The 15185-nt window shown below is 70.4% G+C and carries 18 protein-coding genes, 1 tRNA gene and 1 pseudogene; 13 read left to right on the plus strand and 7 right to left on the minus strand.

Translation table 11 applies throughout. The features are described 5' to 3' along the window. The 4 genes from D8Y23_RS03155 to D8Y23_RS16940 form a co-directional block, all read left to right on the plus strand. A partial coding sequence (locus D8Y23_RS03155; RefSeq protein WP_128216725.1) for an FCD domain-containing protein occupies positions 1–451 on the plus strand: 451 nt, incomplete at its 5' end. A 70-nt stretch (positions 452–521) separates the two neighbouring features. Next, positions 522–597: transfer RNA gene (locus D8Y23_RS16695), tRNA-Met, on the plus strand. A gap of 55 nt (positions 598–652) precedes the next feature. Continuing rightward, positions 653–1123: a helix-turn-helix domain-containing protein gene (locus tag D8Y23_RS03160; protein WP_128216726.1), complete on the plus strand. Its 471-nt coding sequence runs from the start codon at positions 653–655 to the stop codon at positions 1121–1123. Then, positions 1120–1548: a hypothetical protein gene (locus D8Y23_RS16940; RefSeq protein ID WP_205796770.1), complete on the plus strand. Its 429-nt coding sequence runs from the start codon at positions 1120–1122 to the stop codon at positions 1546–1548. The genes D8Y23_RS03160 and D8Y23_RS16940 overlap by 4 nt, the downstream gene beginning before the upstream one ends. A gap of 147 nt (positions 1549–1695) precedes the next feature. On the opposite strand, the gene D8Y23_RS03170 is transcribed toward D8Y23_RS16940, so the two are convergent. Then, positions 1696–2313 (minus strand): TetR/AcrR family transcriptional regulator, encoded by a 618-nt coding sequence (locus tag D8Y23_RS03170; protein ID WP_128216727.1) that lies wholly within the window; start codon positions 2311–2313, stop codon positions 1696–1698. A 53-nt stretch (positions 2314–2366) separates the two neighbouring features. Between D8Y23_RS03170 and D8Y23_RS03175 the strand changes: the two genes are divergently transcribed. The 3 genes and pseudogenes from D8Y23_RS03175 (at position 2367) to D8Y23_RS03185 (ending at position 4737) form a co-directional block, all read left to right on the plus strand. Then, positions 2367–3164 (plus strand): SDR family NAD(P)-dependent oxidoreductase, encoded by a 798-nt coding sequence (locus D8Y23_RS03175; protein ID WP_128216728.1) that lies wholly within the window; start codon positions 2367–2369, stop codon positions 3162–3164. Beyond that, positions 3164–3826, plus strand: a pseudogene (locus D8Y23_RS03180) (SDR family NAD(P)-dependent oxidoreductase); the annotation flags it as partial. The gene D8Y23_RS03175 and the pseudogene D8Y23_RS03180, both read left to right, overlap by 1 nt. 395 nt (positions 3827–4221) lie before the next feature. Further along, positions 4222–4737, plus strand: coding sequence for a DUF1697 domain-containing protein (locus D8Y23_RS03185; protein WP_128216729.1), 516 nt, complete (start codon positions 4222–4224; stop codon positions 4735–4737). 123 nt (positions 4738–4860) lie between these two features. On the opposite strand, the gene ykgO is transcribed toward D8Y23_RS03185, so the two are convergent. After that, complete coding sequence (gene ykgO, locus D8Y23_RS03190) at positions 4861–4983, minus strand: type B 50S ribosomal protein L36 (RefSeq protein ID WP_077050572.1); 123 nt, start codon at positions 4981–4983, stop codon at positions 4861–4863. Positions 4984–5061: 78 nt separating this feature from the next. On the opposite strand from ykgO, the gene D8Y23_RS03195 reads away from it, so the two are divergent. The 3 genes from D8Y23_RS03195 (at position 5062) to D8Y23_RS03205 (ending at position 7229) form a co-directional block, all read left to right on the plus strand. Further along, entirely contained in the window at positions 5062–6063 is a 1002-nt protein-coding gene (locus tag D8Y23_RS03195; RefSeq protein WP_240663750.1) for a GTP-binding protein, read from the plus strand. A 171-nt stretch (positions 6064–6234) separates the two neighbouring features. Then, positions 6235–6420, plus strand: a complete 186-nt coding sequence (locus D8Y23_RS03200) for a hypothetical protein (RefSeq protein WP_128216730.1) — start codon at positions 6235–6237, stop codon at positions 6418–6420. Then, a complete protein-coding gene (locus tag D8Y23_RS03205) occupies positions 6417–7229 on the plus strand; it encodes a DUF72 domain-containing protein (RefSeq protein ID WP_128216731.1) in 813 nt (270 codons plus the stop codon). Before D8Y23_RS03200 ends, D8Y23_RS03205 begins: the two co-directional genes overlap by 4 nt. Positions 7230–7241: 12 nt before the next feature. On the opposite strand, the gene D8Y23_RS03210 is transcribed toward D8Y23_RS03205, so the two are convergent. The 4 genes from D8Y23_RS03210 to D8Y23_RS03225 form a co-directional block, all read right to left on the minus strand. Continuing rightward, entirely contained in the window at positions 7242–8321 is a 1080-nt protein-coding gene (locus D8Y23_RS03210) for an ABC transporter permease (protein WP_128216732.1), read from the minus strand. Continuing rightward, complete coding sequence (locus tag D8Y23_RS03215; RefSeq protein ID WP_128216733.1) at positions 8318–9283, minus strand: ABC transporter ATP-binding protein; 966 nt, start codon at positions 9281–9283, stop codon at positions 8318–8320. Before D8Y23_RS03215 ends, D8Y23_RS03210 begins: the two co-directional genes overlap by 4 nt. Positions 9284–9336: 53 nt before the next feature. Further along, entirely contained in the window at positions 9337–10266 is a 930-nt protein-coding gene (locus D8Y23_RS03220) for an NAD(P)/FAD-dependent oxidoreductase (protein ID WP_128216734.1), read from the minus strand. A gap of 127 nt (positions 10267–10393) precedes the next feature. Next, positions 10394–11383: a glycerophosphodiester phosphodiesterase family protein gene (locus tag D8Y23_RS03225; protein WP_128216735.1), complete on the minus strand. Its 990-nt coding sequence runs from the start codon at positions 11381–11383 to the stop codon at positions 10394–10396. A gap of 145 nt (positions 11384–11528) precedes the next feature. Here D8Y23_RS03225 and D8Y23_RS03230 point away from each other — a divergent pair, with 145 nt between their 5' ends. Both D8Y23_RS03230 and ligD read left to right on the plus strand, forming a co-directional pair. Continuing rightward, positions 11529–12410 (plus strand): Bax inhibitor-1/YccA family protein, encoded by an 882-nt coding sequence (locus D8Y23_RS03230; protein ID WP_128216736.1) that lies wholly within the window; start codon positions 11529–11531, stop codon positions 12408–12410. 240 nt (positions 12411–12650) lie between these two features. Beyond that, entirely contained in the window at positions 12651–13880 is a 1230-nt protein-coding gene (gene ligD, locus D8Y23_RS03235; protein WP_128216737.1) for a non-homologous end-joining DNA ligase, read from the plus strand. Here ligD and D8Y23_RS03240 read toward each other — a convergent pair. Next, positions 13847–14404, minus strand: coding sequence for a TetR/AcrR family transcriptional regulator (locus D8Y23_RS03240; RefSeq protein WP_128216738.1), 558 nt, complete (start codon positions 14402–14404; stop codon positions 13847–13849). The genes ligD and D8Y23_RS03240 overlap by 34 nt on opposite strands. Positions 14405–14470: 66 nt before the next feature. On the opposite strand from D8Y23_RS03240, the gene D8Y23_RS03245 reads away from it, so the two are divergent. Beyond that, a complete protein-coding gene (locus D8Y23_RS03245; RefSeq protein WP_128216739.1) occupies positions 14471–15184 on the plus strand; it encodes an MBL fold metallo-hydrolase in 714 nt (237 codons plus the stop codon). The last annotated feature ends 1 nt before the right edge of the window (position 15185 follow it).

A 15185-nucleotide genomic window follows, 5' to 3' on the forward strand; every position in this document is an offset into this window, starting at 1 on the left:
CACCGCCGAGCCGTACCGCGGCGTGCGCGTCTCACTGCTCGACGATGCCGCGCTCGTCGCCCTGCAGCAGTTGCGGTGCGCCCTCGAGACCGAGGCGCTGCGGATCGTCCGCGACCGCGGCATCCGTCCGCCCGATGTGGATGCCGCGCTCGACGCACTGGCCGCCGCGGAGGCATCCGGCGACTGGCCCGCGACGCTCGACGCGCACGCCCGCGTGCATCGCGCCCTCGTGGATGCCGCGGACTCGCCGCGCATCGCCGAGGAGTACCGGCGCCTCGACTCCGAGATGCACCTGCTGCTCACGCACGTCCGGCCCGCCTACTCCACGGGCGCCCTGACGACCGAGCACCGCGCGTACGTCGAGGCGGCGCTCGCCGACCCCGAGCACGCGGTTCGGGAGCATTTGGAGCACTCGACACGCATGATCTTCGACGGGCGGCGGGGTCTGTGACGACATATCCCGTCACGCGAGGAAACGCCCGTTGGCGGCACCCACGCTCCGGGTTAGCGTGGGGGCACATCGCGGCGATCCGGGCGGTCCCGGGCCTCGGTTCATAACCGAAGGCGTGGCGGGTTCGACTCCCGCCGTCGCGTCCACTTCTTGTCACCAGGTTGGATCGGCGCGCTACGATATACCACGGAGGTATATCGCATGCCCGACCGCTTCGACCCCCGCCGAGCCGGCACGTTAGTGAAGGCCGCGCGCACCGATCGGCACATGTCTCAGGCCGAACTCGCACGCGCAGCCGGCATGAGCCAGCCCCACGTCGCGGCGATCGAATCCGGGCGGAGGATCATCAGTGCCGAGGTTCTGGAGCGCCTCCTCAGAGAAGCGGATTACCGCCCCAGCCTCGCCCTCGAAGAGCACGCGGATGCCATTGTCGAACGGGCGACTCGGCACGGGCTGCACGATCTGCGCGTCTTCGGTTCGATCGCCACGGGCAGCGACCACTTCACCTCGGACATCGATCTGCTCGTGCGATTGAGCAGCGGGAGGAGCTACTTCGACCTCGCGATGTTCCAGAACGAGGTCGAGAAGCTCACCGGTTTCCCCGTCGACGTGATCGTGGATGACGCGAACCGACCGTCGTTCCTCGTCGACGCCCCGATGGTCGCCCTATGACCGACGGAGCGCCGCCCGACTCGCCGCGCCGCTTCGAGCGCATTCCGCGGACGGAGCGCGACGAGTCGTCGACGAATATCGCGCGAGCCAAGCTCGCCGACCGCCTGGAGGCCATCGAGGCCTTTCTCGGCCACGCTGTCGCGGGCGGCCGGGCCGGGTTCACGCGGAACTCCCCGGCCTACGCTTCCGGCTCGATGGTGGTCATCCGCGCGGCGGCCCTTTTCGAGCTGCGCGAGTTCGACGCCCTGCTCGGCGACGTTCCCAGCGACGTCATCGACGCCATCCGCACGATCAGGAACATCGCTGCCCACGGCGGATATCGCGCCATGAACGACGACGTTTTCTGGACGACGCTGACCGTGCACCTGCCGCCGCACCTCGAGCAGTGGCGAGCCTCGCTGGGCCAGGCTCACGCGAGAGAGTGAGTCGGGGGTCGGCAGCTCCACTCCCACCTGGTCGGGCCGCCGGCACCTCGTCGTGACGTGCGATCCCATGGTCGCCGCCACATCGAGCACCATCCACGTGAGCTCGTCACGGGCTCCGGACCGTTTCTTGTCCGGGTGGCCCGCGCCTTACACCTGCGTGCGAGGTGCGGCCTGATGAAGGGGCGCGAGGGCATTATCGAGTGCCGCTTCCAGAGGCCACGCCGATCCTTCAGGCTGACTGAGGATGAGACCGCCCTGGATGGCGGCGAGAATGACGGCTGCGATCCGGTCGGCGTCGGCTGCCTGGTCGACCGCACCGGCCTGTTGCATGTGGCGCACGCCTGCCGCGAGCGCCCCGCGCCAGACGCGCATGCTCTTCGCGAGGATGCGCTCGAGCTCGGAGTCGGTGACCGCTGCCTGAGTCGCGAGCGAACTGATGGGACAGGCCCACCGACCTCGGCCGACGTAGTAGTCGACGAGCCTGGTCCGCCACCGCTCCCACGACTCCCATGACCCGAGGTCGGTGATCTCCGGCTCCTGTGCCTCCCAGAGCTGGTTCCACTCCCATTCGGCCACCTCGCGTATGAGCTCGGCCTTGCCACCGGGGAAGTAATGGAACAGCTGGCTCTTGCTGGTCAGAGTCGCAGCCCGCACGGTGTCCAGCGTCGTGCCGCCGATTCCTGAGGCGAGAATCTGCTCGCCGGTGGCCGCGATGATTCGTTGCCGGGTCAGACGGCCGCGCTGGGTGAGCTGCGCCTCGTGCATGGTCCCACTCTATGTGCTGGACCGTATGGTCCAGCCTGTGCTATCAATGGACCATGCAGTCCAATGAAGCCGCTCTCCAATCCCTTCCCACCGACAGCCGCCTCTTGGGGCGCACAGCGATCGTCACCGGGTCAAGCAGCGGGATCGGAGAAGCGATCGCGCGCGTGCTCGCCGCCTCGGGCGCCACGGTCGTCATCAGCGGCCGAGATGTGGATCGTGCGCGGCGGGTGGCGGACCGGATTTCCGCTGGGGGCGGCGCGGCTCACGTCGTGCCGGTCGACCTTGCCGGTGGTTACGAGGAGATCCGAGAGTTCGCGGCCACCGCTGAACGACAGCTGGGCGGCCGCGTGGACATCCTGGTGAACAACGCCGGCATTTACCCTGCGACGTCGACGGTGAATCTCGCGGACGCTGACCTCGATGCGATGCTTGCAACGAATGTGCGCGCGCCCCACGTTCTCGTCGCAGAGGTCGCTCCTGCCATGGCCACCCGGGGCTCCGGGTGGATCGTGAACGTCGGGTCGTGGATGTCGCGGGTCGGCGTTCCCTTCGGCGCCATGTATACCGCGTCCAAAGCCGCGATCGAGCAGATGACCCGCACGTGGGCGGCGGAATTCGGCCCCTACGGCGTGAACGTGAACACCGTCTCGCCCGGCGTCACGAGTACGCCGGGGAACGCGGGGAGCGCTGCAGTCTTGGCGTCCATGACCGCCGCGACGGTCGCGGGACGACCAGTGCGTCCCGTGGATATAGCGTTCGGAGTCCGCTACCTCGTATCGGAGGACGCGGCATTTCTGCACGGCACGGTCCTGGATATCGATGGCGGCATCACCAAGACCCGGGTCAGTTGATGAGCGAGCTTTTCGGTGCCCACTCGACAGCACTGGAGGTAGCGGACGGCCTCGACCTGAGCGACAGGTCGGCGATCGTCACGGGGGCCAGTTCCGGCATCGGCGTCGAGACCGCGAGAGCGCTGGCAGCCGCGGGCGCGCGCGTCACCCTGGCCGTGAGAGACCCTGCCGCGGGCGGCAGTGCAGCCGACTCGATTCGTGCTTCGACGGGAAATTCCGCTGTGCGCGTCGTGCATCTCGATCTCGCCGACCTCGCCACCGTTCACGGTTTCGCCGAAGCATGGTCCGGACCACTTGATCTGCTGGTGAACAACGCCGGCATCATGCATGCCCCTGAGCGGCGTACCGAGAAGGGGTGGGAAATGCACATGGCCGTCAATCATCTGGGTCACTTCGCACTGGCGACGAGGTTGCTCCCCAGGCTGATCGAGGCCGAGAGTGCACGGATTGTTTCGGTCAGCTCGAGCGGTCACGCTTCCAGCCCTATCCGCTTCGACGACATGTTCTTCCACCGGGATCCCTATGATCCCGGACTCGCCTATGCCCAGTCGAAGACGGCGAACGTCCTGTTCGCTCACGAGGCGACGAGGCGATGGCACCGCTACGGCATCACCGCGACGGCAGTGATGCCGGGCGGCGTCTGGACGAATCTCCAGCGGTTCTGGAATCCCGCAGTACTCGCCGAGATGAAGCGCAGGCACCCCACCAAGACGGTGGCGCAAGGGGCGGCCACATCGGTCTATGCGGCAACGCGGGCATCGCTTCACGCGGGCGGCCCCTTCTACTTCGAGGACTGCCACCCCGCCGAAGTCGTGACGATGGTCACCGACGGACTCCACGGCGTCCTACCGCACGCTCTCGACCCGCCGCTGCCGCTCGGCTCTGGGACGTGTCGGCTCAGCTCATCGCCGAAGAACTGGGGGGATAGTCAGCGGCACGTCAGGCGTCACGCCTATAAAACGAGGCGCATGCCGTGCTGCCTCGGGGCAAGCGCCCGTCAGAGCCGTGGCCCCGACGCCGGTCACGCCGGAATCGGCCTCCGCGGTACCCTCCCCCCATGCGCCACGTCGCCTTCGTCCGCAATCTCAACCAGGGACAGCGCGGGCACGTCACGACCGCCGATCTCGTCGCGTCGTTCGTGGATGCCGGATGCCACGACCCCGTGCCGTTTCAGAGCAACGGCACCGTGGTGTTCGGCGGTGACGCCGAGCGCGCCCAGGACGCGGCTCCCATCCTGGCGGCCCGGGCCGGAGTGAAACGCGAGGTGTTCACCCTCACGCTGGACGAGCTGGGCGACATCGTCTCCGACCACGGCCCGGCTCCCGACGCAGATCGACGCGAGCTGACGCTGCACGACGGCGGCTCGATCGTCATCGATGCCGCTACGCAGGCCGAGGCAGCACGACGCCGGTGCACACTGCTCGAGAGCGCGGAGGGCTGGTCGGTGACGCTCAACGAACGCGACCGCGAATCGAATGCGACGCCCGTCATCGAACGCCTCACCGGTGCGCCCGCCACGTCGCGCGGGCTGCCGACGCTGATACGACTCGTCGCACGATTCCCGCGCGCATGACGAAGGCCCGCCCTTCCCGGAAGAATAGCGGACCCTGTTCAGCACCCCGTAGGGCCCAGACGATCCAGTGCTCGTCGCAGTTGTCGCCGTGGAGCGCGTGGTGGTGGTGCGTCCCGTTCGCGACTAGCCCTGCCGCCCCTTCCACCGCGGGTTCAGCTTGTTGATGACGAACACGCGCCCACGGCGGCGCACCACCTGCGCGCCGGGCTGGTTCTTCAGCGACTTGAGAGAGTTGCGGACCTTCATGGCATCCTCCTGTTGATAACCGTTCTCAATAACAAGATAGGCTGTTCCCCGATTCCCGACAAACGAAGGGCGGATGCCGTGGAGACGACGATCGTGACGATGGGCGTGTGCGCGCCCGAACGGCAGGCCTACGCCGAGCGCACCGCCGTCACGCTGGGCCGCCCGCTGCACCTGCTGAGGTACCGCGATCTCCGCTCGGCGCATGCACTCCCCCAGCCGCGGCCCCGCACCGACGATGAGCCGGCGGTCGTCGATCTGGGCACCGATGTCGATCTGATTCACGCGATCGCCGCGCGCGGTGGGGTCGACGTCGAAGCGGTGTGCGTCGTCGACGCCCGGCACATGATCGGCGATCTCCTCGACGACGCGCCGCTCGTGGCATCCACCCCTTCGGGAGATACGCGCGGCGACGTCGGGGCCCGCGCCCGCCAGGCGGCGCTCGCGCTCGAACTGGCAACCCGGATCGTCTGGGTGAACTGGGAGCAGGTGCCCACCGCAGCCCTCGCGGTCCAGATGGCGCTCGCGTCGCACCTCAATCCCGGCGCCACCCTCCGCCTGACCCGCGACCCGCGTGCCGACCTGCACGCAACCGGCCCTCGCGCTCACGAGACCGAAGTGCTGGAGCGGGCCGGGTGGGTGCGCGCGCTCAACGACGAGCACGACCCGTACATGCGCGACAACCGCGTCAGCACGCTGCGGTACGACCAGGTCCGGCCGTTCCACCCCGCCCGTTTGCAGACCGCTCTCGACCGCCTCGACTACGGCGCCGCCGGACGCCTGGTCCGTTCGGCCGGATTCTGCCGTGTGGCGTCGCGTCCCGGCATCCTGGCACGGTGGGAGCACGTCGGGTCCGCCATGTGGATCGAACCGATCGGCACGGATGACGGACGCATGGGCCTCGGCCAGGAGATCGCGTTCACGGGACTCGACCTCTCCGCGCCGCGCCTGCGCCACGTGCTCGACCTCGCGGCCCTCACCGACGACGAGCTCGCGGCCGGGCCGGAGTCCTGGGTCGGTTTCGACGACCCGCTCCCGGCGTGGCCGACGGTCGAGTCGTCGATACCGGACGCCTCGGACTGACGGCCACCCCGCCGACACCGTGACGGCGGGAGGAGATGCGGCGAAGGGAGGACCGTTGCGCGCGAGAGCATCCTCCCCTCCCCGCATGTCCTCCCGTCGCTACCCCTGGCACCTCTGACGCGCGAGCGCAAGCCGGTCGCCCGCTCGGCTCCCGTGGGGCACCGTGGCCGCATGAGCACACCTGATCTGCCCTCCCGCCACGCTGACGACGCCCGCGCCGACAGCGGCGCCCCCACCGATGCCGTCACCGACGACGTCCGCGAGGATGCCGCCGAAGCCGAGGAGAACGTCGACCTCGACGACCACACCGGCGACGCCCTCCACGACGACGCACCCGCCGCCGAGGGTCACGCCTGACCGCCACGGCCTACGTCGGCACCTCGGGGTGGCGATATCCGAGGTGGCGGGGCGACTTCTACCCGCCCGGCCTCGTGCAGCGGCGCGAGCTCGAGTACCTCGCGCAGCGCCTCCCGAGTGCTGAGCTCAACGGGTCGTTCTACTCTCTGCAACGTCCCGAGAGCTACCGACGCTGGCGTGACGCGGTGCCCGGGGGCTTCGTCTTCGCGGTCAAAGGCTCGCGCTACGTCACGCACATGCTGCGCCTGACGAACACCCGCGTCGCGCTCGCCAACTTCTTCGCCTCCGGGGTACTCGCACTCGGACCGACGCTCGGGCCCATCCTGTGGCAGTTGCCCGAGCGGGTGCCGTTCGACCCGGACGTGCTCGAGGCGTTCCTCGGCGAGCTGCCACGGACCACGGCGGACGCTCTGGCCCTCGCGCATGAGCACGACGCCCGTCTCGACGGCCGCTCCTGGCTCGATATCGACGACGATGCGCCGATCCGGTACGCGCTCGAACCCCGGTCGGAATCCTTTCGCGACCCACGGGCGGAAGAGATCCTGCGCGGGCAGGATGTCTCGCTGGTCCTCGCCGACACGGCCGGGCGCTGGCCCGCGTTCGACGCCGTCACCGCCGATCACGTCTACGTGCGCCTGCACGGTTCCACCGAGCTGTACGCGAGCGGGTACACCCCCGAAGAACTGGACGCGTGGGCCGACCGCGTCCGCCGATGGCGCGAAGACAGAGACGTGTACGTCTACTTCGACAATGACGCGCGCGGACGCGCCCCGCACGACGCCGTCGCCCTGGACGCACGGCTGCGCTGATCCACGCCGGGTTCAGGCGATGCGCGTCCCGGGCGGGAGGCGTCGCGCCGGCGTCCGGGTCCGGGCGATGCCCCACGCGAGCAGGCCCCCGGCCAGCACCAGCTGCAGGAACAGCCCGACGAACCAGCTCGGCACCGTCCCGGCGATGCGATCCTCGGTCGAATCCGACGGCAGGGAGGCGTTGGTGCACGAGTCGTAGGACATGGTGGCCTCGGGCGGGATCTGGGCGATGCGCACGCCCGAGGCGATCTGCGAGAACAGATCCGACGGGTTGCCGTACGCGTCGTAGGTCGGCGGTGTCGCGTCGGCGAGGATGACGAAGGGGTTCGCCGCGAGCACGCCCCACACGCGATCGAACCGCGGCATCTCGCTCGTGTACGACGTCGTCGTGCACCCGATCTCCTCGAGGCTCGGGCACTCGGTCGCGTCGTTCGGCAGGTACGGGTCGCACCCGACGGGGATCGCGTTCCAGTCCACGTCGCGGGTCGTGACCGTCTGTTCGGTCCGCAGGGCCGTGCCGCCCAGGCCGAACGCGATCAGCGTCCCGATCGTCAGCGCCGCCACCAGCAGGTAGGTCGCCGCGACGGAGAAGACGGGACGGGCCACGATCGCGCTGACCCCGACCCCGATCGCCGCCACGACGCCGACCTCGAGCACCAGGATGCCGAGCGACGAGGCGATGACCGCCGGGTTCAGCTCCCCCGCGAACGTCGCGATGACCAGGAACGGCAGCGCCACGACGAGGAAGGCGAGGCCGGAGATCCAGGCCGCGAAGAACTTGCCCAGCACGATCTCGGTCGTCGTCACCAGCGTCACCTGCACGGGCGCGAGGGTCGCGGCATCCCGGTCGCCGTTGACGGCACTTCCGCTCAGCGTCGGCGACACCAGCAGCACCAGCAGCAGAACGAACATGATGACGAGCGAGTAGAACCACCCGTTGCCACCGTCGCTCAGCGAGAACGATGAGAACGACAGGGTGAGCAACGTGAGCAGGACGACGGCGAAGATGCCGAGCAGCACGTACCAGCCCACCGACCGGACCCGCTGGCGCAGGTCGATGCCGATGACGGTGCCGAGGCGACGCAGGTTCATTCCGGGCTCCCCTCGGTCGCGCCGTTGCCTCTGAGGTCGAGGAAGGCGTGTTCGAGGTCACCGACCGCGGGCGCGTACTCAGCGACGGGAATCCCCGCGCCCACGAGGGCTCGGAGCCCCGCAACCGCCGCCGTCTCGTCCGCGAACGGGACGAGGAGGTCGCGGCGGTCGGCGCCGACCTCTTCCGGCGCGCGCCCGAGAGCCGCGGCGACCGCGTCACGATCCGCCGCCGCACCCCGCGAAGCGTCGGCCGCGACCCGCACTCGCCACGCGCGCACGCGCGTCGTCGCCGCCGCGACGCGGTCACGGCCGACCGTTCGCCCGTCGAGCAGGAACACGGCGTCGTCGACGACCTCTTCGAGCTCGGACAGCACGTGGCTGGAGATCAGGATCGTGCGCCCCTCGTCCGCGAGGCGCCGGAGCAGCACGCGCAGATCGATCCGCGCCTGGGGGTCGAGTCCCGACGCGGGCTCGTCCAGCAGCAGCACCCGCGGCTCGTGGACGAGGGCTCGCGCGAGCGCCAGCCGCTGCTTCTGTCCGCGCGAGAGCACCCGCGCGGCGGAACCGGCCAGCGGCACGAGATCGACGAGCTCGAGCAACCGGTCCGCCCGTTCGCGGGCCTCGGCCCGGGAGAGGTCGTAGAGCTGCGCGGTGGCGATCAGCACCTCGCGCGCGGTCAGGGTCGGCCACGCGCCCAGCGAGTCCGGCATCCATCCGAGAAGGCGTCGCGCACCCGCCGGGTCGGCCACGGGGTCGACGCCGCCGATGCGCATCTCGCCGCCATCGGGTCGCAGCAGCGACGCCAGCATCAGCAGCAGCGTCGTCTTACCCGATCCGTTCGGCCCGACGAGTCCGGTCACCCGGCCCGGTTCCGCGGTGAACGTCACGTCGGCCACGGCCGTCACCGTGCCGAACGCCCGCCTCACCTGTACGGCTTCGATGCCCGCGCCCCCTGCGTCCATGCCCCCACCCTACGGGGGCGGTCCGACGGGCCCCGGCGTTTCAGGGCGTTGCTTCAGGATGCCGCGAGTGCACGGCCGAGCGCATCGCCCGACGCCCACGCGGTGCGAACCGCGGCGGAATCCCCCCAGGCGTCGCCACAGAGCGACAGCCCCGGCGAACGGAAGAACGGCTCGCCGGTCGTGCGGGCGGGTCGCGCGAACGTCCACCGGTGCGCGTGGGCCGCCACCGGTTCGGCGTCGATCCCCAGGAGTCGCCGGGTCGCCGCCGCGACCGGGGCGATCACGGCATCCGGGTCGTCGATCCACCGCTGCGCCGCCTCTCCGGTCGTGTGGACGACGAGCACCGGCGCCCCGTCGCCGCGGCGATCGCCGTCGTCCGCGATGAACGCGACATCGGGGTGGCCGTTCACGAACGCGCCGTGCAGGTCGACGGGCCAGCGCCGCGCGTCCCACCGCAGCACGACCGCGATGACCGGCTCCCACTCCTGCGGAGCGACCGGGATGCCGGCCATCAGGCGTCGCGCCTGCGGTTCGGGCATCGCGAGGACGACCTCGCCGGCATCCTCGCCGTCGACCCGGTACGCCTCGACCCGCTCGACGTCCCGCCCCGACTCGACATCGATGCCGTCGGCCAGGTCGAGCACGAGCGCGCGCGATCCGGCGGGCGCCGCCCAGCGCACCGGCCCGGTCTTGCGCGTCTGACCGCCGTCGACGTCGATCGCCGAGAACGTGTCGGTCCACGGCCGGGCGATCCCGCGCGCTTCCCAGTCACCCACGACCCGCGCGAACCGCGCGTCGTCGCCCACGACGAAGTACGACGCCCCGAGATCGACCGCGCGCCCGTCGATCGTGCGGCTCGACAGTCGCCCGCCCGGCCGCCGGCCGCGGTCGATCACGCGCACCGAGCGCCCGGCATCCTGCACCGCCCGCGCGCACGCGAACCCCGAGATGCCGCCACCGACCACCGTCACGTCCACCGTCATGCCGCCATCCTCGCCTCGGCCGCCGACACGCGGCCGGGGCTTGCGCCGACGCCCGCGGCGGCACGAGGCCGATCGCCCGGCTCGCTGACGCCCACGGGGCGCGACACCGCTCGCCCGCGGCGTGCGCCTACGCCCGGAAGAACGCCACGCCCAGGTCGGCGTGGTCGACGAACACGCCGTCGAGCTCGGCGTCCCGCAGCACAGCCCATTCGCGCGCGTAGTCGCCGAACGCCTCCGGGCCGCCGGGGCCGCGGAAGCCCGGCAGCAGGAACCGATTCTCGGGGCGGCACGTCCAGGTGAAGAGGCGCAGCCCGCGCACCCGCGCTTCCGCGACGAAAGGAGCCGGACCCCGCGCCTCACCGCGCCGGTCGGGCGCGAGGATCAGTCGCTTGTCGGGACTGATCCCGTCCACCGCCTCGGCGAGCGCGTCGAGACCCGCCGGAGTGAGCATCGACGCGTACGGCGTCGCGTCCGCCCCGTCCCGCTCGCGCAGATCCCACGGCGCACCGCTCGTCTCGATCAGCTGGACGAGAGGAGCCTGGATGCCACGCTCCCGCAGCCGCTGCAGCACAAGAGGCTCGAACGACTCGACGACCAGCGCCGGGTCGTCCCACCATCCGGCATCCCGAAGCTCCCGCTCCACGAGTGCGGCCATGTCGAACCCCGCGCGCGCGAAGAAGGCCGCGTGCTTGATCTCCAGCACCACGCCGACGCCGCCGACCCGGGCGAGATCGAGCACATCGCTCAGGCTCAGCACGGGATCGATGTCGTCGTGTTCGGCGCTCGCAGGGCGCACCTCGGGGATCCGCTCGCGGCAACGGAGGGTCCGCAGTTCCGCCCAGGTGAAGTCCTCGGTGAACCACCCGTCGAGGTGCTCGCCGTCGACCACGGCGGTGCGGCGGCGGTCTGCGAACTCGGGCCGCGCCGACACGTCGGTGGTGGAGCCGACCTCGTTCTCGTGGCGGACGACGAGCACCCCGTCCGCGGACGGCACGACGTCGGGCTCGACGGCATCCACTCCCGCGGCGATCGCGCGCTCATACGACGATCGGGAGTGCTCGGGGAGGTAGCCGGGAGCACCGCGGTGGCCGATGATCAGGGGGCGCTTCTCGGGCACCGGGCCAGGCTATCCGGAGCGGGTGGCGGGCTCCCTCCGCTCATAGCAGAATCCCAGTCGACACAAGGAATCTCGCGGCTTCCTCGGCTAGTGTTGTCGGACAGCACGGTGCTGTGATCACCAGCAATTTGGAGTGTGAGTCCCTGTGGCCCTCAACAACCCGGCCTTCAACACCCCGGCGTTCCAGGACCCTCGTGCCGGCGCCCAGACCCGTTACAGCCCTCCCCCGGCCGCACCCTCGTCGGCAGCCGCCGCCGCGGAGACCGCGAACATCGAGGGCATGTATGCCGCCCCGTCCGCGGGCGCGGTGCAGACCGACCGCATGACGGTCGAAGACACCGTCTTCAAGACCCTCGGCCTTTTCGCCGTCCTCATCGTCACCGCCGTCGTCGGCTGGATCTGGACGATGAGCACGGTCACGGTCGCGAACCCGAGTCCCAACGTCCTGCCGATGATCATCGGTGGTCTCGGCGGCTTCGTGCTCGCGATGGTGGCGATCTTCAAGAAGAAGCCGTCGGTTCCGGTCTTCATCGCCTACGCCGCGTTCGAGGGTCTGTTCGTCGGAGGCATCTCCGCGTTCTTCGAGTTCCTCTACCCGGGCATCGTGATCCAGGCCACGCTCGCGACCCTCTCGGTCGTCGGTGTGACTCTCGCGCTGTTCGCGAGCGGCAAGATCCGCGCCTCCGCTCGCGCCACGAAGATCTTCATGATCGCGATGGTCGGCTACCTGGTGTTCAGCCTCGTGAACCTCGGCCTGATGCTCTTCAACGTCCCCCTCGCCGGTGGCGCCTTCGGTCTCCGCAGCGTCGAGATCTTCGGCATCCCGCTCGGTCTCATCATCGGCGTCTTCGTCGTCATCATGGCGGCATACTCGCTGGTGCTCGACTTCGACCAGATCCAGCGCGGCGTCCGCAACGGCGCCCCGCGTGTGTACGGCTGGGTCGGCGCCTTCGGCATCATGGTCACCGTCGTGTGGCTGTACGTCGAGATCCTGCGCATCCTCGCGATCCTGCGCGGCAACAACTGACGCACTGCACCGTTCACGGAGGGCCGTCCCATTCGGGGCGGCCCTTCGTCGTTGTCGGGCGGCTCGTTCAGTGTCCAAGACACGCGGACCGGACGCCGCGGCATCCGCGTGTCCTGGACACTGAAGCCAAGCGCTCCCGCGCCTCCCTTTCGCGCACGGCGGCCGACCGAACTCGACGCTCGCCGCTTGCGCCCGCGCAAGGCACTCCCGACCCGGATGCCACGGGGCTACCCTCGCGGCATGAGCCCCGCGAAGACGCCCCCGACGATCCTCGACGTCGACGGTCACGAGGTCCGGGTCACGAGCCCGGATCGGATCGTGTTCCCCGAGCCCGGCCTGACCAAGCTCGACCTCGTGCGCTACTACCTCGCCATCGCCGACGGGGCTCTGCGCGGCGCGGGCGGTCGACCGATGGTTCTGAAGCGCTTCGCCAAGGGTCTCGGGCAGGAGCCGTTCTTCCAGAAACGCATCCCCGAGAACCACCCCGACTTCATCGATACGGCGACGCTGCACTACGCCTCGGGGACGTCCGCCGAAGAGACCGTGATCCGCGACGCCGCCGGTCTCGCCTGGATCGTGAATCTCGGATGCCTCGACCTCAACCCTCACCCGGTGCGCGCCGAAGACCTCGATCATCCCGACGAACTGCGGATCGACCTCGACCCCATGCCGGGCGTCGACTGGGCGCAGATCGTCGATGTCGCCTTCACCGCGCGCGACGTGCTGGAGGACCACGGACTGGTGGGGTGGCCGAAGACGTCGGGATCGCGCGGGCTCCACATCCTCGTGCGCATCCAGCCCGAGTGGGACTATCCGGACGTGCGCCGGGCGGCGGAGACCGTGGCCCGCGAGGTCGAGAACCGTGCGCCGGGCCTCGCGACGGCGCGGTGGTGGAAGGAGGAGCGCGGCGAAAGCGTGTTCGTCGACTTCAACCAGAACGCGAAGGACCGCACCGTGGCATCCGCGTACTCCATCCGCCCGCTCCCGGACGCGCGCGTGTCGACCCCACTGACGTGGGACGAGGTGCGCGAGCGCCGACCCGAGGAGTTCACGGTGCTGACCGTGCCCGAGCGCTTCGCGGCGACCGGCGACCCGCACGCGGGTATCGACGCCGCCGTCGGGTCGCTGGCCGGTCTGCTCGCGCTGGCCGACGAGATGGGGCCGGCCGAGAAGCCTCCCCGCGGCTCGGACGGTTCGGGCCGCCGTGCGTCCACCATGCCGCTCATCGAGGTCGCGCGCACGAAGACCAAGCCCGAGGCGCTCGAGGCGCTCGAGCACTGGAAGAGACGGCATCCCGAGGCGACGGCGGAGCTGCACCCCGCGGACGTGATGCTCGACGGCATGCGCGGGTCGAGCTCGCTCTGGTATCGCGTGCGCGTGAACCTGCAGCACGTCCCGGATGCCATCCGGCCCCCGCACGAGCCACTGATCGCCGACTACGACCCCTGGGCGGGCCGCTCCGGTTCCTGATCGGGAGCGAGCGAGGCGACGAGGCGGCGCATCCCATAGAGGTAGGCCTCGTCCAGATCCCCGCCGAGCCGGAAGGCGCCGGCCAGTTCCATCGTCGCGAAGCCGGTCGCCCATGCGGTCAGCAGTCGAGCCGCATCGAGCGCGTGGGCGGGTCCGACCGCGGCCTCCGTCGCGCGCAGTATGGGTGCGCTCGTGGCGGCGAGCGCCTCGGGGTCGACGATTGTCGTGAACAGCAGGCGGAAGGCCTCGGGACGTTCCCGCGCGAACCCCCGGAACGCCAGGAGGAGCGCGTCGAGACCGCCCTCCGCATCCTCCAACCGAGACGACAAGTCTCGCGCCGCGGCCTCCCCGACGAGTCCGAGCAACGCCTCCCGGTCGCGCACGCGCTTGTACAGCGAGGGAGCCTTCACCCCGACGGCGACGGCCACCGCCTGCATGGTGACCGCGGCCGGTCCGCCCGTCTCGAGCAGGCGGATCGCGGCATCCACGATGGCGTCCAGCGAGGTTCTCTCCGGTGTCGGCATCCACTCTCCCTTGGCTACGGTTATAAGCTATCATGGCTACGACACATAGCCATGATAGGACCCGCCATGAGACTCAGCCCCTCCCTCCACCGCATCGGCAACGACATCGTGGCCGCCTACCTCATCGTCCAGCCCGAGGGCCTCACCCTCGTCGACGCCGGCCTCCCCGGCATGTACTCCGACCTCCGTCGAGAGCTGGATGCCATCGGCCGAGGCATCGACGACATTCGCGGCGTCGTGCTCACCCACGGCGACAGCGACCACGTCGGTTTCGCCGAGCGTCTGCGCCGCGATCGCGGCATCCCGGTCCTGGTCCACTCCGCGGACGCAGCCCGGGCGCGCGGCGGCGACAAGCCGCGGACGCCGATGGGACCGATGCGCCTCGGACCCCTCCTCAGCTTCGCCGCCTACGGCGTCCGCAAGGGCATGCGACCGCAGTGGCTGACCGACGTCGTCGAGATCACGGGCGGCGAGACGCTCGACCTCCCCGGCGCCCCCCGCGTGATCTCGATGCCGGGGCACTCCCCCGGCAGTGTCGCGTTCTTCTCGCCCGCGGTGCGCGCCGTCTTCGTCGGCGACGCCCTGACTACGCGGCACGTGCTCACCGGCCGCACCGGCCCCGGTCCCGCGCCTTTCACCGACGAGCCCGAGCAGGCCCTCGCCTCGCTCGACCGGATCGCCGACCTTGATGCCGAGTGGATCCTGCCCGGCCACGGCCCGGCGTTCCACGGCGCACCGTCCGCCGCGGTCGCCGCCGTTCGGGCCGCCGCGCGCGCCTGAC

Source organism: Microbacterium enclense (assembly GCF_004022425.1).
Classification (GTDB): domain Bacteria; phylum Actinomycetota; class Actinomycetes; order Actinomycetales; family Microbacteriaceae; genus Microbacterium; species Microbacterium enclense_A.